Below are 21,106 nucleotides of genomic sequence, written 5' to 3'. Positions count from 1 at the left end.
TCACCCTTGACCCATGCCCGAGGGAGACACGGTCTGGCAGGCCGCACGCAGGCTGCACGGCGCACTGGCGGGCAGGACGCTGACCCGCAGCGACTTCCGCGTGCCCCGGTACGCGACGGTCGACCTCTCCGGCCGTGCCGTTCTGGACGTCACCCCGCGCGGCAAGCACCTGCTCACCCGCATCGAGGGCGGCCTGACGCTGCACTCGCACCTCAGGATGGACGGCTCCTGGAAGGTGTTCGCCGCCGGCCAGCGCTGGAGCGGCGGCCCGGCGTACCAGATCCGTGTCGTCCTCGAGACCGCCGAGCGTACGGCCGTCGGCTACCGCCTCCCGGTGGTGGAACTGCTGCGCACCGCCGAGGAGGAGCGCGCCGTGGGTCATCTCGGCCCCGATCTGCTGGGCCCTGACTGGGACCCGGAGAGGGCCCTGGACAACCTCCGCGCGGATCCCGCCCGCTCCCTCGGTGAGGCCCTGCTCGACCAGCGCAATCTCGCCGGGATCGGCAACGTCTACAAGTGCGAGCTCTGTTTCCTGCTCGGCGTCACCCCGTGGCTGCCGGTGGGCGAGCTGCCGGCCGACCGGGCCGCGAAGCTGCCCGAGCTCGCCAAGAGGCTCCTGGAGGCCAACCGCGAGCGTCCGGTCCGTCGCACGACCGGCCTGCGCGGCCAGGACCTGTTCGTCTACGGTCGCGCGCCCCGCCCGTGCCTGCGCTGCGGTACGTCCATCCGTCTGGCCGACCAGGGCGACGGCTCCCGTGAGCGCCCGACGTACTGGTGCCCCGTCTGCCAGGCGGGCCCGGCGCCGCGGCCGGGCGGCTTCACCGGTGCCGGGAGGCGGCGCCCGGGGAGGTGACCCGCCGGCTCGCTGACCCAGCCGGCCGGCAGCACGGCCCGGGACTCCGGGCCGGCCGGGCCGACGCTGCGACGCGACGGCCACGGCAGCCCCGCACTACTCCTCGCCGGGACCCGGCGCACCACTGCGCGGCTCCCGCGCGGGACGCGAGGAGTCGGGGGCCCGCATCATCATCCGCAGGGCCCGGCGCCAGCGTCCCGCGCCGACGGCCCCCACCGCCCGACCGTGCGGCACACAGTGCACGGGCAGGACGCTCAGCCCCCATCCGCCGGCCGCGACCGCTCCCTCGACCACCCCGGCGCCGGGCACCAGCACCAGACGCAGCACGGCCCACCACCACAGCACGCCGAGCCCGAGCGCGACCGCCCGGCGCACGGCCGCCGATGTCATCCGTTTTCGGCTTGGAACATCCAATGCTGCTTCTCGAGGTCGCCCGTGATCCGGATGAAGATGTCCTGGCTCACGGGGTCCGGGTCCCCGGTGCTGGTGATCCGTTCCCGCATCCGGGTGATCGCCGCGCCCAGCGCGTCGACCATCGCCCCCACCGCGGCGGTGTCGTCCACCCAACCCTCCGGCGTCACGCCGATGCCGCTGCCGACCGCGACGGTCGCGGCCCGTCCGTCCGGTGACACGCCGAGTGCCGAGGCGCGTTCGGCCACGGTGTCGGAGTGCGTGCGCGCGGTGTCGACGACCTCGTCCAGCTGGAGATGCACGGAGCGGAAACGCGGTCCGACGACGTTCCAGTGGATCTGCTTGGCGACGAGCGCCAGGTCCACCAGGTCGACGAGGGCGCCCTGCAGCGCGTCGGACACGATCTTGAGATTCGCGTCGGACAAGGGGCTCTTGACGATGTACATCCGCACCTCCGTCGGTTCTCCCCCGGGCATGTCCTTCCACGATGACCGCAAGCCCACGGACCGGCAACCGGCGGACGCGCGCTTGCGGCCGGCTCGCGCCCGGACACGCAAAAACCCCGACCGCACCCCTCCGGTCTCCCGGAGAAGCCCTGGCCGGGGCCTCGTACGCCGACGTGCGAACGCTCAGGCGGCGACGACGTCCACCGCTTCCGCAGGCGCCTTGATCGTCACTCGTTCCGGTGGCACACCGGCCACCGACACGGAACCCAGCATCGGACGAACCGGCGCGGGCACGGACTCGCTCGACGTGGCCGCGGCGGACTGGGCCAGCTCCGCGAGGGCGAGCTCGTCGCTCACTTCCCGCATGAGTTCGGACATCCGTACGTCCAGCGCGTCGCAGATGGCGGACAGCAGCTCGGAGGACGCCTCCTTCTGCCCCCGCTCCACCTCGGAGAGATAGCCGAGTGAGACTCGGGCGGACGAGGAGACTTCGCGCAGAGTACGGCCCTGGCGCTGGCGCTGCCGACGCAGCACGTCACCCAGCAGGCGACGGAGCAGAATCATCGGTGGCTCCCTCCTCGGACCGCGTAGCCGCATCCTTCACGCCCCACCGTACCGCCTCGCGCCGCGGCCGTGCGGGGAGCGATGTCGTGTTCACTCAGGGCTGCAAACATCAAAACCCCCCGTTCCGTTCCGTATCCTGTGCCCGCTCATTCCCGGTCTGTTCGCCCGCAAGCTCCCTCAGAAGGAGTGCGAGCACGCTCCGTACACTCTCCATACGAATTTCCGCGCGGTCGCCGTTCAACCGCAGCGCCTCCACATTTCCGCCAGGGGCGGAACCCTCACACGATGCGACAGGTCCGTGCACGGCCACGTAGACCGTGCCCACCGGCTGTCCGTCCTGGGGATCGGGGCCCGCGACGCCGGTCGTCGCGATGCCCCAGTCGGCTCCCAGTGCCTTGCGCACTCCGGCCGCCATCTCCACGGCGACCTGTGGATCCACCGCTCCTCGAGCCGCCAGCAAGCCGGCCTCGACTCCGAGCAGATCCCGCTTCAGTTCCGTGGCGTACGCGGTCACCGAACCCCGGAAGACCTTCGACGCCCCCGGGACCTCCGTGATCCCGGCCGCCACCAGACCACCGGTCAGCGACTCGGCGATCGCGAGGGTCTCGCCCCTCACCGTGAGTAGTCGCACGACGTCGGCAGCCGTGGAGCTCAACCTTCCGTCCCCTTCAACGCCGCTCTGCGCTCGGCGATTCCCTGCCGGCGCAGGACGATGGCCTGCTTCACATAGTCCAGTCCGGTCACCACGGTCAGCACGACCGCCGCGGCCATCACCCAGAACCTCAGGGTGGCCAGGGGCCCCGTCAGGGCCAGGACGTACATGCCGACGGCCACCCCCTGGGTGAGGGTCTTCAGCTTTCCGCCGCGGCTCGCGGGGATGACGCCGTACCGGATGACCAGGAAACGCAGCAGGGTGATCCCGAGTTCCCGGCCCAGGATGACGGCCGTGACCCACCACGGCAGGTCGCCCAGCGCCGACAGACAGATCAGCGCCGCCCCCATGATCGCCTTGTCGGCGATGGGGTCGGCGATCTTCCCGAAGTCCGTGACGAGGTTGTAGGTGCGGGCGAGGTGACCGTCGAAGAGGTCGGTGATCATGGCGATGGCGAAGGACGCCCAGGCGAACGAGCGCCAGGCCGGGTCGTATCCGCCGTTGCCCAGCATCAGTGCGACGAACGCCGGCACCAGGAACAGCCGGAGCATCGTCAGGAGATTCGCGACGTTCCAGACGCTCGCCTGGTTGACGGCGGCGGCCGCGATCTTGCCACCGCGCCCGGCGGCACCGCCCTCGGTCGCACCCCGCTCCACGGCACCCCCCGAAGTCGTCCGCCCGGCCGGTTCCTGCGCCCCGCCCGGGGCGCCGCGCGGCCCGGTCGCGCGCGCGCTCGAGGAGCCGCCCGCCGCGGACGCCGGGACTCCGGTCATCTGGCCGCCTCCTCGCTCCACGCGGGCGAGCCCGGCAGCGGCTCGGCCACCAGGTCGACACCCTCCGTACCGACCACCTTCGCGTCGACCATACGACCGGCACTCAGACCTTCGCCGCCCGTGAGCAGCACCTGGCCGTCCGTCTCCGGCGCCTGGTGGGCCGCCCGCCCGTACACGCCGTCCTCGTCCACCGTCTCCACGAGTACCCGCACGGTCGAGCCGACCCGCTCCTCGGCCCGCTGCGAGACGAGTTCCTCGGCCAGCCGGGACACGCGTGCCAGCCGCTCGGCGACGACGTCCTCGTCGACCTTGTCCTCGTACGTGGCCGCCTCGGTGCCCTCCTCGTCGGAGTAGCCGAAGACGCCGATGGCGTCCAGCCGCGCGTGGTTCAGGAAGCGCTCCAGCTCGGCGAGGTCGGCCTCGGTCTCGCCGGGGAAGCCGACGATGAAGTTGGAGCGCACGCCCGCCTCGGGGGCCTTGGTCCGGATGGTGTCCAGCAGCTCCAGGAAGCGGTCGGTGTCACCGAAGCGGCGCATCGCCCGCAGCACGTTCGGCGCGGAGTGCTGGAAGGACAGGTCGAAGTAGGGCATGACCTTCGGCGTCGAGGTCAGCACGTCGATCAGGCCCGGGCGCATCTCGGCCGGCTGGAGGTAGCTGACGCGCACCCGCTCGAGGCCGTCGACCTCGGCGAGCTCGGGCAGCAGGGACTCCAGCAGGCGGATGTCACCGAGGTCCTTGCCGTAGGAGGTGTTGTTCTCGGAGACCAGCATGACCTCCTTCACGCCCTGCTCGGCCAGCCACCGCGTCTCGTTCAGCACGTCGCTCGGGCGGCGCGAGATGAAGGAGCCCCGGAAGGAGGGGATGGCGCAGAAGGAGCAGCGCCGGTCGCAGCCGGAGGCCAGCTTCACCGAGGCGACCGGGGAGCCGTCCAGGCGGCGGCGCAGGGGCGCGCGCGGGCCGGAGGCGGGGGCGACGCCCTCGGGCAGGTCGGCGGGGCCGTGCCCCGGCAGGGCGACGGCCGCGCCGGCCTCCTGGCGCTCGGCGGGGCTGATCGGCAGCAGCTTGCGCCGGTCGCGCGGGGTGTGGGCGGCGTGCACGCCGCCGCTGAGAATGGTCTGGAGCCGGTCGGAGATGTCGGCGTAGTCGTCGAAGCCCAGGACGCCGTCGGCCTCGGGAAGGGCCTCGGCGAGCTCCTTGCCGTACCGCTCGGCCATGCAGCCCACGGCCACCACGGCCTGGGTTCTGCCGTGGCCCTTGAGGTCGTTGGCCTCCAGGAGGGCGTCCACGGAGTCCTTCTTGGCGGCCTCGACGAAGCCGCACGTGTTCACGACGGCGACGTCCGCTTCCTCGGCGTCCTCGACGAGCTTCCAGCCGTCCGCCTCCAGACGGCCTGCGAGCTCCTCCGAGTCCACCTCGTTACGGGCGCAGCCAAGGGTGACCAGTGCGACGGTACGGCTTTCAGGCATGGGCTCAAGACTACTTCGTCCCGCCGACGGCCCATGTCGAAGGGGTTGGCCGATCCCGGCCAACCCCTTGACGACGCGTACCCCGGGTCCGCTCAGCCGACCTGCGGGTCGCCCTTCGTGTACGTCAGCCGCTCCACGGCTCCCGGCTGGAAGTCGTCCTCGATCTTCTTGCCGTTGACGTAGAGCTGGATGGCGCCGGCGTCGCCGAGGACGAGGTTGACCTTCTCGTTGTCCTGGAAGGTCTTGGACTCGCCCTGCTTGAGCAGGCCGTCGAAGAGCAGCCGGCCGCTGTGGTCCTTGGCCGAGATCCAGCTGCGGCCGTCGGTGGCGCTGACCTTGACGGTCACCTTGTCCCGCGGCGCGGCGGCGATGGCGCTGTCGCTGGGGTCCGGCCTGGGGTCGGCCGGCTTCCTGGGCGAGGCGGTCGCCGAGGCGGACTGCCCGGCCGTCGGCTGGGCGCCCTCGGCGACGCTCGCCTCGGAGCCGCCGTCGTCGCCGCCCTTGACGAACGTGAAGCCGACGAAGCCGATGACGGCGACGATCGCGGCGACCATCGCCGCGGTCCAGTTGGGTCCGCGCCGCTCCGGACGGATGCGCTCCGCCTCGAACAGGGGCGCGGCGGGGGTCGGGGCCGGGCGTCCGCCGTGATCGGCCTCGTACCGGGCGAGCAGCTCGGCGGGGTCGAGGCGGACGGCCTTGGCCAGGGTCCTGATGTGGCCGCGGGCGTAGACGTCGCCGCCGCACGGACCGAAGTCGTCGGCCTCGATGGCGTGCACGATGGCGATGCGGACACGGGTGGCGCTGCTGATGTCGTCGACGGTCAACCCGGCGGCGATGCGCGCCTGTTGCAGGGCACGGCCGACGGAGGGGCGGGCTTCCTCAGAAACGTCTTCGGACACGCCTTCGATCGGACGCTCGTCTTCAGGGGAGTTGCCGATGGACACGGGGGCGCCTTTCGAGCGTTTTAGCCGCCTGTGCTGGACGTTCAGTCTATGGGGGGTACAAACGGGTGGGGCAACCGGACGGCGGGACTTGTACGCCATCGGTATGGCTTCGTGTCCCGACGGTGGTGCACCTCTTTGTCGCTTCCCTCAACTTGACGTGCACCATGGGGGAACGGTTGCCCGATGATCCCTAACGGGTGAGTCACGATCGGCCGGCCGGCCGTCCCGATCCGCCACGCGAGGGGATTCGCGCGTACCGTTCCCTACCCCTCGGACTCCCCCCGGATCACCGCGAGCACGCCGTCCAGCTCGTCGGCCTTCACAAGAACGTCACGTGCCTTGGAGCCCTCGCTCGGTCCGACGATGTTGCGCGACTCCATCAGGTCCATCAGGCGTCCGGCCTTGGCGAAGCCGACGCGCAGCTTGCGCTGGAGCATCGAGGTCGACCCGAACTGCGTGGAGACGACCAGCTCGGCCGCCTGGCACAGCAGGTCGAGGTCGTCGCCGATGTCCTCGTCGATCTCCTTCTTCTGCTTGGTGCCGACGGTGACGTCGTCCCGGAAGACGGGCGCCATCTGGTCCTTGCAGTGCTGGACGACGGCCGCGACCTCCTCCTCGGTCACGAACGCGCCCTGCATGCGGGTCGGCTTGTTCGCGCCCATCGGCAGGAAGAGGCCGTCGCCCTTGCCGATCAGCTTCTCCGCGCCGGGCTGGTCGAGGATGACCCGCGAGTCGGCGAGCGAGGAGGTGGCGAAGGCCAGCCGGGAGGGCACGTTCGCCTTGATCAGGCCGGTGACGACGTCGACCGACGGCCGCTGCGTGGCGAGCACCAGGTGGATGCCGGCCGCGCGCGCGAGCTGCGTGATCCGCACGATCGCGTCCTCGACGTCCCGCGGCGCGACCATCATGAGGTCGGCCAGCTCGTCCACGATCACCAGCAGGTACGGGTAGGGCTGGAGCTCGCGCTCGCTGCCCTCGGGCGGCTTGACCTTGCCCTCGCGCACCGCGCGGTTGAAGTCGTCGATGTGCCGGTAGCCGTAGGCCGCGAGGTCGTCGTAGCGCAGGTCCATCTCGCGCACGACCCACTGGAGTGCCTCGGCGGCCCGCTTGGGGTTGGTGATGATCGGCGTGATCAGGTGCGGGATGCCCTCGTAGGCCGTCAGCTCGACGCGCTTGGGGTCGACCAGGATCATCCGGACGTCCTCCGGGGTCGCCCGCATCATGATCGAGGTGATCAGGCAGTTGATGCAGGACGACTTGCCGGACCCGGTGGCGCCGGCGACCAGCATGTGCGGCATCTTCGCCAGCGAGTGCATAACGTAGCCGCCCTCGACGTCCTTGCCGAAGGCGACCAGCATCGGGTCGTCGTCCTCGGCGGACTCCGCGAGCCGCAGCACGTCGCCGAGGTTGACCATCTCGCGGTCGGTGTTGGGGATCTCGATGCCGACCGCGGACTTGCCGGGGATCGGGCTGATGATCCGCACGTCGGGGCTGGCGACGGCGTAGGCGATGTTCTTGGTCAGCGCGGTGATCCGCTCCACCTTCACGGCGGGCCCGAGCTCGACCTCGTACCGCGTGACCGTCGGACCGCGGGTGAAGCCGGTGACGGCCGCGTCGACCTTGAACTCGGTGAAGACCGTGGTGAGCGAGGCCACGACGGCGTCGTTGGCGGCGCTGCGGGACTTGCCGGGGCCGCCACGCGTGAGCAGGTCGAGGGCCGGCAGGGAGTAGGTGATGTCGCCGGAGAGCTGGAGCTGCTCGGCACGCGGCGGCAGTTCCCGCTCCTGGGGCAGCGGGGTCTTGGTGAGGTCGGGCACCTCCACCTTGGCCGGTCCCTGCCCGGACGGCTCCTTCCTGAGCTTGCCGGGCTGCGGGCGCGCGGCCGGTACGGGCGTGGGGGTCGGTGTCGTCGACTCGCGCTCCCCCGTGCTGACGCCCTGGGTGAGGTCGGCGACGAGCGGGGACGGCGGCATCCCGTGCAGGACGGCGCCGTCGAGCGCGGCGGCGGCCGCGGCGGCGACGTCCACGGCGTCCATCGGACGGTTCGCGTCGGGCTGCGGCACGGCGGACCGGCGGGGCCGGCCGCGGCGGCGGCCGGGCGCCTCCTGCTCGTCGCCGTCGGTGTCGTACGGCTCCCCGGCGGGCGGTCCCCCGCGCCTTCGGGGGCGGGCGGGCAGCGACTCGCGCCACTGCTCGTCGTACCGCTCGTCGTCGTCGGTGAACTCCTCCGCCTCCGGGTCGCTGACGAGTCCGAGGCGCACGCCGAGCAGCCGCAGGCGCTGCGGGATGGCGTTGACCGGGGTGGCCGTGACGACCAGCAGCCCGAAGACCGTGAGCAGCACGAGCAGCGGCACGGCGAGTACGTCGGTCATCGTGTACGACAGCGGGGTCGCCGCCCCCCAGCCGATCAGGCCGCCGGCGTCCCTTATGGCCTGCATGCCGGCGCTGCGCGCGGGCGAGCCGCAGGCGATGTGCACCTGGCCGAGGACACCCACGACGAGGGCGGACAGGCCGATCACGATCCGGCCGTTGGCCTCGGGTTTCTCCGGATGCCGGATCAGGCGCACGGCGACGGCGCCGAGCAGGATCGGCGCGAGGAGGTCGAGCCGGCCGAAGGCTCCGGTCACCAGGATCTCGACGAGTTCGCCGACCGGGCCCTTGAGGTCGGCCCAGGTGCCGGCCGCGACGATCAGCGACATGCCGAGCAGCAGCAGCGCGACGCCGTCCTTGCGGTGCGCCGGGTCGAGGTTCTTCGCGCCCTGGCCTATGCCGCGGAAGACGGCGCCGACGGCGTGCGCGATGCCCAGCCAGAGGGCGCGCACGAGCCGGTAGACGCCGCCGGTCGGGCTCGACACCGGTACGGGCGCGGGCTTCCTCGCCGCGGCCTTCTTGGCGGGCGCCCTCTTCGCGGGTGCCTTTTTCGCGGCGGCCTTCCTCGCCGGAGCCTTCGCGGGAGCCGCCGCCTTCTTGGCGGGCTGCTTCTTGGCTGCGGAGGGACGTGAGGCCATGGGTGTGAGGTTACCGGTGGAGACGGCGGTCGACACGTGTGCCTACCGCTTCACCCGTTCGTGTCGTCCGCGGGCGTGTCCGGAACTGACGTGGTGGACGCGGACGCTGACGTGTTTTCACGGACCGCCCCACCGACAGCCTCAGTTCACCGCGGGCTGGCCTCCGGACGAGCCCGGTTCGAGGGCGTCCAGCGCGCGGCGCAGGCCAGTGAGCTTGCGCTCCAAGTGGGCCGCGGTCGCCACCGCCGCCGCGTCGGTCGACTCGTCGCCCAACTGCTTGGAGAGCGCTTCGGCCTGCTCCTCGACGGCCGCCAGCCGCGCCGACAGCTCGGCGAGCAGTCCCGCCGACTCCTTGGTCTCCACGCCCGCGGCCTTGCCGCCGCCCTCCAACTGCAGGCGCAGCAGGGCCGCCTGCTCGCGCAGCTGGCAGTTCTTCATGTACAGCTCGACGAAGACGGAGACCTTGGCGCGCAGCACCCACGGGTCGAACGGCTTCGAGATGTAGTCCACCGCGCCGGCCGCGTACCCGCGGAAGGTGTGATGCGGGCCGTGGTTGATCGCGGTGAGGAAGATGATCGGGATGTCCCGGGTCCGCTCCCGCCGCTTGATGTGGGCGGCTGTCTCGAAACCGTCCATGCCCGGCATCTGGACGTCCAGCAGAATGACCGCGAAGTCGTCCGTGAGCAGTGCTTTGAGTGCTTCCTCCCCGGACGATGCCCGCACCAGCGTCTGATCGAGCGCCGAGAGGATCGCCTCCAGCGCCAGCAGATTCTCCGGCCGGTCATCGACCAGGAGGATCTTGGCCTTCTGCACCATGGCCCGCCCTCCTCGCCCCGGCGTGGGGCCTCCCCTGTCCGCAGGACTTGGGGCAGCACCGGCGGGTGCCGCCCCAGGGGGCGACTCCCTTGCGTCGCCCGTCCTTGTGCCGGTCATCGTAGCCGCACCCCGCCTGTCGCCACACCCTGTCACCGCGATGTCACTGTGTACGTAGCAGGAACGCGACGGGAGACCAGAAGGTTCCCCGAATCCCGTACTTCTACACGAGGTCGGCCACACCGAGTCAGCGGCCCGGCGCGTTCACCGGGGCCCCGCCGCGCTCACATCCACCACGTTCGCACATCGCCGCCGGGACGTGCCGCTCACTCCTCCCGCATCCACTGCTCCATCACCGTCAGCAGGTGGTCGGGGTCGACCGGCTTGGTGACGTAGTCGGAGGCACCCGACTCGATCGCCTTCTCCCGGTCGCCCTTCATCGCCTTGGCGGTCAGCGCGATGATCGGGAGCCCGGCGAACTGCGGCATCCGGCGGATCGCCGTCGTCGTCGCGTACCCGTCCATCTCGGGCATCATGATGTCCATCAGGACGACCGCGACGTCCTCGTGCTGCTCCAGGACCTCGATGCCCTCCCGGCCGTTCTCGGCGTACAGCACGGACAGGCCGTGCTGCTCCAGGACGCTGGTGAGGGCGAAGACGTTGCGGATGTCGTCGTCGACGATCAGCACCTTCTGGCCGCCGAACCGGATGCCCCGGTGCGACTGCGGCGCCGCGTCCTGGTCACCGGCCGGCCGCTGCTCCCGCGGAGCGGCCTGCTCCCCGGGCTCCGGCACCGCCCTGCGGCGGCGCCGGAACAGCGCGGCGGCACCGTTCTGCGAGTCCTGGTACGACTTCACCTCGGCCGGCGTCTCGGCCTGCGGCTCCGGCGTCTCCGCCGGGGCGCTCGCGGAGGCCAGCAGCTCGCCCGCCTCGAGGGCCGGCACCGCCTGCTGGTAGCCGTGCGCCGGCAGCTCGCTCGGGTGCAGCGGCAGGTAGAGGGTGAACGTCGAGCCCCGGCCCGGCTCGCTCTGGGCGTGGATCTCGCCGCCCAGCAGCTGCGCGATCTCCCGGGAGATGGACAGCCCGAGGCCCGTACCGCCGTACTTGCGGCTGGTGGTGCCGTCGGCCTGCTTGAACGCCTCGAAGATCACCCGCATCTTGCTGGCCGCGATCCCGATGCCCGTGTCGCTCACGGAGAACGCGATCAGCTGCCCGTCCGGGTCGGTCATCGAGCCGGCCTCCAGCAGCTGCTCCCGGATGGCCTGCGGCACGTCGTCCCGGGCGGGCCGGATGACCAGCTCGACCGCTCCCGAGTCGGTGAACTTCACCGCGTTGGACAGCAGGTTGCGCAGCACCTGGAGCAGCCGCTGCTCGTCGGTGTGCAGGGTGGCGGGCAGCTCGGGCGACACCCGCACCGACAGGTCGAGGCCCTTCTCCGCGGTCAGCGGCCGGAACGTGGCCTCCACGTAGTCCACGAGCTGGACGAGCGCGATGCGCGTCGGGGAGACGTCCATCTTGCCCGCCTCGACCTTCGACAGGTCGAGGATGTCGTTGATGAGCTGGAGCAGGTCGGAGCCGGCGCCGTGGATGGTCTCGGCGAACTCGACCTGCTTCGGGGACAGGTTCGCGTCGGCGTTGTCGGCGAGCAGCTTGGCCAGGATCAGCAGGGAGTTGAGCGGCGTACGCAGCTCGTGCGACATGTTGGCCAGGAACTCGCTCTTGTAGCGCATGGAGACCGCGAGCTGCTCGGCCCGCTCCTCCAGGACCTGCCGGGCCTCCTCGATCTCGGTGTTCTTCACCTCGATGTCGCGGTTCTGCTGGGCCAGCAGCTCGGCCTTCTCCTCCAGTTCGGCGTTGGACGACTGCAGCGCCTTCTGCCGCTGCTCCAACTCCGCGGAACGCTCGCGCAGCTGCTCGGTCAGCTCCTGCGACTGCTTCAGCAGCACCTCCGTCTTGGTGTTGACGGAGATGGTGTTGACGCTCGTCGCGATCATCTCGGCGATCTGGTTGAGGAAGTCCTTCTGGATCTGCGTGAACGGCGTGAAGGACGCCAGCTCGATGACGCCGAGCACCTTCCCCTCGAACAGCACCGGCAGGACGATCACCTGGGCCGGCGGGGCCTCCCCGAGCCCGGAGGAGATCTTCAGATAACCGGTCGGCGCGTTCTCCACGAGGATGGTGCGCTTCTCCTGGGCGGCCGTACCGACCAGGGCCTCCCCCGGCCGGAAGGACGTCGGCATGGAGCCCATCGAGTAGCCGTACGAGCCGAGCATCCGCAGCTCGTACTGGTCGTCGTGGGCGGCGGCGAGCTCCTGGCCGTCGACCAGCGGCATGGCCAGGAAGAACGCGCCGTGCTGCGCCGACACCACCGGGGTCAGCTCGCTCATGATCAGCGAGGCCACGTCCTGGAGGTCCCGGCGCCCCTGCATCAGCGCGGAGATGCGGGCGAGATTGCCCTTGAGCCAGTCCTGCTCCTTGTTGGCGATCGTGGTGTCGCGCAGGTTGGCGATCATCTTGTTGATGTAGTCCTGGAGCTCGGAGATCTCCCCGGAGGCGTCCACGTCGATCTTCAGGTTCAGGTCGCCGCGGGTCACCGCGGTCGCCACCCGCGCGATGGCGCGCACCTGCCGGGTCAGGTTCCCGGCCATCTCGTTCACGGATTCGGTCAGGTCCCGCCAGGTGCCGTCCACGTCCCGCACCCGCGCCTGTCCGCCGAGCTGGCCCTCCGTGCCCACCTCGCGGGCCACGCGGGTCACCTCCTCGGCGAAGGAGGACAGCTGGTCGACCATGGTGTTGATCGTGGTCTTCAGCTCGAGGATCTCGCCCCGCGCGTCGATGTCGATCTTCTTGGTCAGGTCGCCCTTGGCGATGGCGGTCGTGACCATGGCGATGTTGCGCACCTGACCGGTCAGGTTGGACGCCATCTGGTTCACCGACTCGGTGAGGTCCTTCCACGTGCCGGACACGCCCGGCACGTGCGCCTGCCCGCCGAGGATGCCGTCCGTACCCACCTCGCGGGCCACCTTGGTGACCTGGTCCGCGAACGAACTCAGCGTCTTCACCATGGTGTTGAAGGTCTCGGCGAGCTGCGCGACCTCGCCGCGCGCCTCGATGGTCACCGTCCGCGTCAGGTCGCCGTTGGCGACGGCGGCGGCCACCTGGGAGATGTTCCGCACCTGCACGGTGAGGTTCTTCGCCATCAGGTTGACGTTGTCGCTGAGGTCCTTCCAGATGCCCACCACACCGGGCACGTGGGCCTGCCCGCCGAGGATGCCCTCGGTACCCACCTCGCGCGCCACCCGCGTGACCTGCTCGGCGAACGACGACAGCTGGTCGACCATGGTGTTGACGGTGGTGACGAGCTCGAGGATCTCGCCCTTGGCGTCGACGGTGATCTTCTTCGACAGGTCGCCCTTGGCCACGGCGGTGGTGACCTCGGCGATGTTGCGGACCTGCATGGTCAGGTTGTTGGCCATGCCGTTCACGGACTGCGTGAGGTCCTTCCAGGTGCCGGAGACGCCCTGCACCTCGGCCTGGCCGCCCAGGATGCCCTCGGTACCGACCTCCCGCGCGACGCGCGTGACCTCCTGCGCGAACGACGACAGCTGGTCCACCATCGTGTTCAGCGTGTTCTTGAGCTCCAGGATCTCCCCGCGCGCGTCCACGGTGATCTTCTGGGACAGGTCACCGCGGGCCACCGCCGTCGCGACCTGCGCGATGTTGCGGACCTGCGCGGTGAGGTTGCCAGCCATGCCGTTCACCGAGTCGGTCAGGTCGCGCCACACCCCGGCGACCCCGGGCACCTGCGCCTGACCGCCGAGACGGCCCTCCGTGCCCACCTCGCGGGCCACCCGCGTGACCTGCTCGGCGAACGACGACAGCTGGTCCACCATCGTGTTGATGGTGTTCTTCAGCTCCAGGATCTCCCCGCGCGCGTCGACGTCGATCTTCTGGGAGAGGTCGCCGCGGGCCACGGCCGTCGTCACCTGCGCGATGTTGCGCACCTGGGAGGTCAGGTTCCCCGCCATCGAGTTGACGGAGTCCGTGAGCTCCTTCCAGGTGCCCGACACCCCGTCGACGCGGGCCTGACCGCCGAGGCGGCCCTCGGTGCCCACGTCCCGCGCCATCCGGGTCACCTGGTCGGCGAAGCTGGAGAGCTGGTCCACCATCGTGTTGACGGTGTTCTTCAGCTGGAGCATCTCGCCGGAGACGTCCACGGTGACCTTCTGCGACAGGTCGCCGTTGGCCACGGCCGTCGTCACCTGCGCGATGTTCCTGACCTGACCGGTGAGGTTGCGGAACGCCGTGTTGACCGAGTCCGTGAGGTCCTTCCACGTGCCCGCCGCGCCCGGCACCTGCGCCTGGCCGCCCAGCTCACCCTCGACACCGACCTCCCGGGCCACCCGGGTGACCTCGGCACCGAAGGCGGACAGCTGGTCCACCATCGTGTTGACGGTGTTCTTCAGCTCCAGCATCTCGCCGGCCACGTCGACGGTGACCTTCTGCGACAGGTCGCCGTTGGCCACCGCCGTCGTCACCGCGGCGATGTCACGCACCTGAGTGGTCAGGTTCCGGAAGACGGTGTTGACGGAGTCGGTCAGGTCCTTCCAGATCCCCGCCGCCCCCGGCACGTTCGCCTGGCCGCCGAGCTGTCCCTCGCCGCCGACCTCGTTGGCCACCCTCGTGACCTCGTCCGCGAAGATCCGCAGCGTCTCGGTCATCTGGTTGACCGTCTCGGCGAGCTGCGCCACCTCGCCGCGGGCCGGCACGGTGACCTTCAGCGACAGGTCACCGTTGGCGACCGCGGTCGTCACCTCGGAGATCCCGCGCACCTGGGCCGTCAGGTTCCCGGCCATGGTGTTGACGGAGTCGGTCAGCTCCTTCCACACGCCCGCCACCCCGGGCACCTGGGCCTGGCCGCCCAGCGCACCCTCGGTGCCCACCTCGCGGGCGACGCGTGTCACCTCGGAGGAGAACGCGGAGAGCTGGTCCACCATCGTGTTGACGGTGTTCTTCAGCTCCAGCATCTCGCCGGCCACGTGCACCGTGACCTTCCGGGACAGATCTCCCTTGGCCACGGCCGTCGTCACCAGCGCGATGTCCCGCACCTGCGCGGTCAGCCGGTACGCCATGGTGTTGACGGAGTCCGTGAGGTCCTTCCAGGAACCGGACATGCCGCGCACCTGGGCCTGCCCGCCCAGCTTGCCCTCGGTTCCGACCTCACTGGCCACCCGCGTGACCTCGTCCGTGAACGTCGACAACTGGTCGACCAGGTTGTTCACGGTCCGTCCGACCTTCAGGAACTCCCCGCGCAGCGGATGCCCGGTACCCTCCGCCGTCTGCGTCCGCAGTTCCATGCGGGGCGACAGGTCACCGTCCGCCACCGCCGACAACACCCGGCTGACCTCGGAGACGGGCCGCACGAGGTCGTCGACGAGCGCGTTGGAGTTGTCGATCGCGGTGGCCCAGGACCCTTCGCAGGCCCCCGTCTCCAGCCGCTCCGTGAGCTTGCCCTCCCGCCCGACCATGCGCCGCACCCGCGCCAGCTCGCCGGTGAGGTGCAGATTGCGGTCGGCCACCTCGTTGAAGACGGCCGCGATCTCCGACATCACGCCGTCGCCCGACACCGTGAGCCGTTTGCGGAAGTTTCCCTGCCGCATGGCCACGAGGGCCGCGAGCAGCCGGTTCAGCGCGGCCGTGTCGACCGTCGTCGTCCCGCCTCGTGCCGTGCCCTGCTTACTCAGGGACTGTCCGCCTTTCGCGCGCGTCTTCGTGGCCCGCGTCGCTGCGCCAGACTCCACTGTGTCCCTCCCGCAGGGGTCGACCGTTACTGCTGTGCCCGGTGCGCCTCACGGTGACCGGTTACTGCCAGGTGCTTCTGTGCCGCCATGTGCCCGGGCCGGCCCACCGGGCCGCTGCCAGGGCTGCTGCCCAATGAGCCCGCTCGGCATTCGGCCTGCGCGGACGCACACAGGAAGCCTGCCCAGTGTTTCACCCCTGCCGAACCAGGCCATAACAGTTCGGCAGCTTCGCACATCGTCCGCACACCCTCTGGGCGGAAACACTGCAGACCGGCATCCGCGGGGGCGGCGAAGGTAAGTAACCTTGCATGCGGCTGTCCAGCCGTGCCGGTTCCGTCCGGCCTGGGCGGTGGCACGAGACGGAGCGGGCATCGGAGGGGCGGCCGGACACATGACCACCGGACTGATCCCGGGGGAGCAGCCCCCGGATCCCGGGCCGACGGACGGCCTGCGGCAGCAGCGGCACGACCGGGGCGGTCGTGAGGCCGTGCAGGTGCATGTGGACGTGGAGAGAGGGTCGAGGAGTTCTGTGATCACCGCGCGCGCGGCCGCCAGTTTCGAGCCCGTCGGACGATCGGTGGCGAGCGCACGTTCCTTCGTCCGCGACACCCTCCAGGGCTGGGGCCACGCCGACATCGTCGACGATGCCGTGGTGCTCACCAGCGAGCTGGTGACCAATGCCGTCGTGCACGCCGGTACCGCGGCCGACGTGGTGTGTCTGCGCAGTGACGACGGCGTGCGGATCGAGGTGGCCGACCGCTACCCCGAGCGCGAGGTCCCCATCCAGGGCGCGGCCGTCAACATGGGCAGCCCCGACCGCGAGGGCGGGCGCGGCCTCCAGCTCTGCGCGGCCCTGGCCGGCCACTGGGGCGTCGAGTACACGCCCACGCACAAGAACGTCTGGTTCCAGCTGGACCTGCCCGCGCGCGCGGTCGGCACCCGCAGCGCCGGCCCGGCCCTTCCGGCCGAGCTGCTGCCCGTCGCCGACGGCCGCGTGCGTGTCGCGGTCGTCCAGATCGACCGCACCGGCGCCATCACCGCCTGGAACGAGGACGCCGAGGAACTCTTCGGCTACCCGGCCGAGCAGGTCACCGGCAAGCCGCTGGCCGACCTCGCCGCCTGGCCGCACACCCCGGGCACCAGTACGGGCATCGTCGAGGCGCTCCAGCTCTCCCGCTGGGAGGGGAGCTACGGCATAAGGGGCGCCGACGGACGCGTCGCGCCGGTCTACGCCTCCCACCTGCGTGTCCGTGACGCTAGCGGGGAGCCTTCCACGGTCTGCCTCCTCGTGCGCGATCACGAGCGTGCCGTGCTGCAGACCCCGCTGCGGGTGCCCGCCTCCGACTCCGGCGGCTCCTCCGAGGGCACGAGCACCGACCCCTTCGAGGTGTTCATCGGCTCTCCCGCCCCGGACGACCTCGACGGCCTCCTCCAGCGCACCGTCGAACGCGCCCGCGACATGCTGGACGCCGACGCCGCCTTCCTGCTGCTCGCCACCGACGACGAAACGGAGTTGGAGGTCCGCGCCTCCACCGGTCTGCCCTCCGCCCGCCAGCGCTTCGCCCGTGTCCCCGTCGAGGCGGGCCCCGGCCGCTACGGTTCCGCGCGCATGCCCGCCGTCCACGACGACCTCGCCGCGGTCCCCGGTGCCGTCCCCCTGCTGAACGGCACGGGGATGCGCTCCGTCGTCACCGTCCCCCTCAAGGTCGAGGGCCGCCTCACCGGTTCCCTCGGCGTCGCGGCCGAGGCCGCCGGCCGGTACTCCAACGAGGAGGCGCTGCGCCTCCAGTTCGCCGCGGACCGCATCGCCCTGGCCGTGGAGTCGGCCCGGCTGGGCGAGCTGGAGCGGCTGCGCCGCGGTTCGCTCAGCTTCCTCGTCGAGGCCTCCGACCTTCTCGCCGGCACCCTGGACCGGGACCAGACCCTGGCGCTCATGGCGCAGATGACGGTCCCGACGCTGGCCACCTGGTGCGCCGTCTACACCATCGCCGACCAGGCCTCGGACCCGTATCTGTCGTACGTCCTGCACGAGGACGAGGAACTGATCGACGGCATCAAGTCGCTCCTCTCGAAGATCGACCCGCCCGACCCGGTGCCGACACCGGGCGCCCGCGTCTGGACGGCCCCCGCCGAGGTCGCCCACCAGGCGGCGCTGCGCAGTTCCATGCGCAGCCTCGGTCTGAGCGCCGGCTCCACCCAGCAGGTCGGCTCCGGCATCGGCCCGACGCTGGCCACGGCCTCCGCCGTCGGCGGCGAGACGGTGGTCCTGCCCCTGGTCGCCCGCAACCGCGTCATCGGCATGCTGACCCTGGGCAAGCCCACCGACGAGCACTTCCGCCAGGAGATCCTGGAGCTCGCCGAGGACCTGTCCCGCCGAGCCGCCCTGGCCCTGGACAACGCCCGTCTGTACTCGGAGCGCACGGCCATCAGCCAGTCCCTCCAGCGCAGCCTCCTGCCGCCCGAGCTTCCCCTGATCGACGGCGTCGAGGTCGAGGTCATCTACCGCGCGGCCGGCGAGGGCAACGAGGTCGGCGGCGACTTCTACGACCTCTTCCCGATCAGCGACGGCGCCTACGGTTTCGCCATCGGCGACGTCTGCGGTACGGGCCCGAACGCGGCGGCCGTCACGGGCCTGGCCCGGCATGCGCTGCGTCTGCTGGCCCGGGAGGGTCTGAGCGGGCCCGCGGTCCTGGAGCGCCTCAACTCCGCGATCCTGGACGAGGGCGCCCGCAGCCGCTTCCTCACGCTCCTGTACGGCGAGATGCGTCCGCAGGAGGACGGCAGCGCGGAGCTGAGGGTCGTGTGCGCCGGCCATCCCCTGCCTCTGCGCCTGCGCCAGGACGGCACGGTGGAACCGGCGGCCGAACCGCAGCCGCTCCTCGGCGTCATCGAGGACCTGGAACTCTACGAGGAGACGGTCACCCTGGACCCGGGCGACGTCCTGCTCTGTGTCACGGACGGCGTCACGGAGCGCCGCGAGGGCACCCGCATGCTGGGGGACGACGGCCTCGCCGATGTGCTGACCACGTGCACGGGACTTACGGCGGGCGCTGTGGCGGCTCGCATCATGCGTGCGGTGGAGCGTTTCGCGTCGGACGCGCCGTCCGACGACATGGCGATCCTGGCGATGCGCGTGCCGGAGCCGCACACCGACTGACACCCCGGTTCAGGGCATGCGAAAGGCCCCGCCCGATGGGCGGGGCCTTTCGTGGTGGAGCCCCCAAACGGAATCGAACCGTTGACCTTCTCCTTACCATGGAGACGCTCTACCGACTGAGCTATAGGGGCCTGTCGCCTTTTCGAGGTTTCCCTCGCGGCAACGGAATAGATCATACCCCGAACATGCGGGTGCTCCCAACACGGCTTTACCGGGCGGGTTGCAGCAGCCCTCCGAGCGCGTTGCACGCGGACACGATGCGCTGCATGTCGCGTTTCGTCAGCGAGGCGTCCACCGGCAACGCGAGCGTCTCGTCGGCGGCCCGCTCCGTCACCGGCAAGGACACACAACTCCGGAACGTGGCCATGCGGTGTACCGGTGTCTTCACCGGCACCCGGCAGTCGACTCCCCTGCCGCGTACGGCTCTTGCGAAGGCGTCCCGGTCGGGGCGGCCGTTGCCCGGCACGCGGACCACGTACTGCTGATAGGTGTGCCCGTCGCCCCCGTCGGGGATGTGCACGCCCCTCAACTTCGCGTCGAGGTAAGCCGCACGCTCCCTGCGCTGCGCTGTCTCGTCGTACGGGCTGTCGGACTCCCCGTGCGCCAGGACGAGCAGTCCGCGCCGCTCCCCGATCCCGTGCAGCCGGGCCATGTCCGCCGGCCGCCCGAACCGGTGCACGGCGACGACGGCCGCGGTGCGGGGGGTCAGCGCCGCCTCCACGGCGGACGGGTCGAGGCAGTACGTCGCCGGATCTATGTCGGCGAACACCGGCAACGCACCGATCTGGACCACACTTTCGGCGACCTCTGCGTTCCCGAAGGCGGGCACGACGACCTCGTCGCTGATGCCTACGCCGGCGGCGCTGAGCATGGCAGCAGTACTCATGCCGACGATGCTGGTTGCATCACGTGAACGTCAAGTGACGGCAATCAAAAAAGGGTTGGACCCGGAACCGAAGTTCGGGGTCCAACCCTTTTGAATGATTGTTCGGCGGCGTCCTACTCTCCCACAGGGTCCCCCCTGCAGTACCATCGGCGCTGAAAGGCTTAGCTTCCGGGTTCGGAATGTAACCGGGCGTTTCCCTAACGCTATGACCACCGAAACACTATGAAACAGACAACCAGCCGCCCCTGTGACCGGGGACGGGTTGTTCGTGGTTTCAGAACCAACACAGTGGACGCGAGCAACTGAGGACAAGCCCTCGGCCTATTAGTACCGGTCACCTCCACACCTCACGGTGCTTCCAGATCCGGCCTATCAACCCAGTCGTCTACTGGGAGCCTTACCCCATCAAGTGGGTGGGAGTCCTCATCTCGAAGCAGGCTTCCCGCTTAGATGCTTTCAGCGGTTATCCCTCCCGAACGTAGCCAACCAGCCATGCCCTTGGCAGGACAACTGGCACACCAGAGGTTCGTCCGTCCCGGTCCTCTCGTACTAGGGACAGCCCTTCTCAAGACTCCTACGCGCACAGCGGATAGGGACCGAACTGTCTCACGACGTTCTAAACCCAGCTCGCGTACCGCTTTAATGGGCGAACAGCCCAACCCTTGGGACCGACTCCAGCCCCAGGATGCGACGAGCCGACATCGAGGTGCCAAACCATCCCGTCGATATGGACTCTTGGGGAAGATCAGCCTGTTATCCCCGGGGTACCTTTTATCCGTTGAGCGACGGCGCTTCCACAAGCCACCGCCGGATCACTAGTCCCGACTTTCGTCCCTGCTCGACCCGTCGGTCTCACAGTCAAGCTCCCTTGTGCACTTACACTCAACACCTGATTGCCAACCAGGCTGAGGGAACCTTTGGGCGCCTCCGTTACTCTTTAGGAGGCAACCGCCCCAGTTAAACTACCCATCAGACACTGTCCCTGATCCGGATCACGGACCCAGGTTAGACATCCAGCACGACCAGACTGGTATTTCAACGACGACTCCACCCATACTGGCGTATGGACTTCAAAGTCTCCCAGCTATCCTACACAAGCCGAACCGAACACCAATATCAAACTGTAGTAAAGGTCCCGGGGTCTTTCCGTCCTGCTGCGCGAAACGAGCATCTTTACTCGTAGTGCAATTTCACCGGGCCTATGGTTGAGACAGTCGAGAAGTCGTTACGCCATTCGTGCAGGTCGGAACTTACCCGACAAGGAATTTCGCTACCTTAGGATGGTTATAGTTACCACCGCCGTTTACTGGCGCTTAAGTTCTCAGCTTCGCC

Annotated in this window: 13 protein-coding genes, 1 tRNA gene and 2 rRNA genes; 2 read left to right on the top strand and 14 right to left on the bottom strand. The window is 70.0% G+C overall.

The features are described 5' to 3' along the window. Positions 1 to 13 precede the first annotated feature (13 nt). Positions 14 to 853 carry an Fpg/Nei family DNA glycosylase gene (locus tag ACFWJB_RS17305; protein WP_385461850.1) on the top strand — a complete coding sequence of 280 codons (840 nt, stop codon included), beginning with the start codon at positions 14 to 16 and terminating at the stop codon, positions 851 to 853. Positions 854 to 949: 96 nt separating this feature from the next. Here the strand turns inward: ACFWJB_RS17305 and ACFWJB_RS17300 are convergent, their stop codons facing one another. From ACFWJB_RS17300 to ACFWJB_RS17255, 10 genes are all read right to left on the bottom strand, one after another. After that, complete coding sequence (locus ACFWJB_RS17300) at positions 950 to 1,243, bottom strand: hypothetical protein (RefSeq protein ID WP_386923083.1); 294 nt, start codon at positions 1,241 to 1,243, stop codon at positions 950 to 952. Beyond that, positions 1,240 to 1,710 (bottom strand): Dps family protein, encoded by a 471-nt coding sequence (locus ACFWJB_RS17295; RefSeq protein WP_386923081.1) that lies wholly within the window; start codon positions 1,708 to 1,710, stop codon positions 1,240 to 1,242. The genes ACFWJB_RS17300 and ACFWJB_RS17295 overlap by 4 nt, the downstream gene beginning before the upstream one ends. 183 nt (positions 1,711 to 1,893) lie before the next feature. Beyond that, entirely contained in the window at positions 1,894 to 2,274 is a 381-nt protein-coding gene (locus tag ACFWJB_RS17290; protein ID WP_161164858.1) for a helix-turn-helix domain-containing protein, read from the bottom strand. Between the two features lie 109 nt (positions 2,275 to 2,383). After that, positions 2,384 to 2,929, bottom strand: coding sequence for a CinA family protein (locus tag ACFWJB_RS17285; RefSeq protein ID WP_386923079.1), 546 nt, complete (start codon positions 2,927 to 2,929; stop codon positions 2,384 to 2,386). Next, positions 2,926 to 3,699, bottom strand: a complete 774-nt coding sequence (gene pgsA / locus ACFWJB_RS17280; protein WP_385461864.1) for a CDP-diacylglycerol--glycerol-3-phosphate 3-phosphatidyltransferase — start codon at positions 3,697 to 3,699, stop codon at positions 2,926 to 2,928. Before pgsA ends, ACFWJB_RS17285 begins: the two co-directional genes overlap by 4 nt. Next, positions 3,696 to 5,165: a 30S ribosomal protein S12 methylthiotransferase RimO gene (gene rimO / locus ACFWJB_RS17275; protein WP_386923077.1), complete on the bottom strand. Its 1,470-nt coding sequence runs from the start codon at positions 5,163 to 5,165 to the stop codon at positions 3,696 to 3,698. The genes pgsA and rimO overlap by 4 nt, the downstream gene beginning before the upstream one ends. A 92-nt stretch (positions 5,166 to 5,257) precedes the next feature. Further along, a complete protein-coding gene (locus tag ACFWJB_RS17270; protein ID WP_385461870.1) occupies positions 5,258 to 6,109 on the bottom strand; it encodes a helix-turn-helix domain-containing protein in 852 nt (283 codons plus the stop codon). A gap of 263 nt (positions 6,110 to 6,372) precedes the next feature. Next, positions 6,373 to 9,117 carry a DNA translocase FtsK gene (locus ACFWJB_RS17265; protein ID WP_385461873.1) on the bottom strand — a complete coding sequence of 915 codons (2,745 nt, stop codon included), beginning with the start codon at positions 9,115 to 9,117 and terminating at the stop codon, positions 6,373 to 6,375. 141 nt (positions 9,118 to 9,258) lie between these two features. Next, the gene (locus ACFWJB_RS17260) at positions 9,259 to 9,933 is read right to left on the bottom strand and encodes a two-component system response regulator (protein ID WP_385461876.1); all 675 of its coding nucleotides are present in this window, start codon (positions 9,931 to 9,933) and stop codon (positions 9,259 to 9,261) included. A 323-nt stretch (positions 9,934 to 10,256) separates the two neighbouring features. Beyond that, the gene (locus tag ACFWJB_RS17255) at positions 10,257 to 15,731 is read right to left on the bottom strand and encodes a HAMP domain-containing protein (protein WP_385461879.1); all 5,475 of its coding nucleotides are present in this window, start codon (positions 15,729 to 15,731) and stop codon (positions 10,257 to 10,259) included. A gap of 391 nt (positions 15,732 to 16,122) precedes the next feature. On the opposite strand from ACFWJB_RS17255, the gene ACFWJB_RS17250 reads away from it, so the two are divergent. After that, complete coding sequence (locus ACFWJB_RS17250; RefSeq protein ID WP_385461882.1) at positions 16,123 to 18,888, top strand: SpoIIE family protein phosphatase; 2,766 nt, start codon at positions 16,123 to 16,125, stop codon at positions 18,886 to 18,888. A gap of 55 nt (positions 18,889 to 18,943) precedes the next feature. Here ACFWJB_RS17250 and ACFWJB_RS17245 read toward each other — a convergent pair. From ACFWJB_RS17245 to ACFWJB_RS17230, 4 genes are all read right to left on the bottom strand, one after another. Further along, a tRNA-Thr gene (locus tag ACFWJB_RS17245) sits at positions 18,944 to 19,019 on the bottom strand. A 77-nt stretch (positions 19,020 to 19,096) separates the two neighbouring features. Beyond that, a complete protein-coding gene (locus ACFWJB_RS17240) occupies positions 19,097 to 19,759 on the bottom strand; it encodes a DegT/DnrJ/EryC1/StrS family aminotransferase (RefSeq protein ID WP_385461885.1) in 663 nt (220 codons plus the stop codon). A 115-nt stretch (positions 19,760 to 19,874) separates the two neighbouring features. Beyond that, positions 19,875 to 19,991: ribosomal RNA gene (rrf, locus tag ACFWJB_RS17235) — 5S ribosomal RNA — on the bottom strand. Between the two features lie 87 nt (positions 19,992 to 20,078). Next, a 23S ribosomal RNA gene (locus tag ACFWJB_RS17230) occupies positions 20,079 to 21,106 on the bottom strand; the annotation flags it as partial.

Source organism: Streptomyces sp. NPDC127100, assembly GCF_042724095.1.
Classification (GTDB): Bacteria; Actinomycetota; Actinomycetes; order Streptomycetales; family Streptomycetaceae; genus Streptomyces.
The sequence above is the reverse complement of the archived record's forward strand: the minus strand, read 5'-3'. Positions and strand labels throughout refer to the sequence as shown.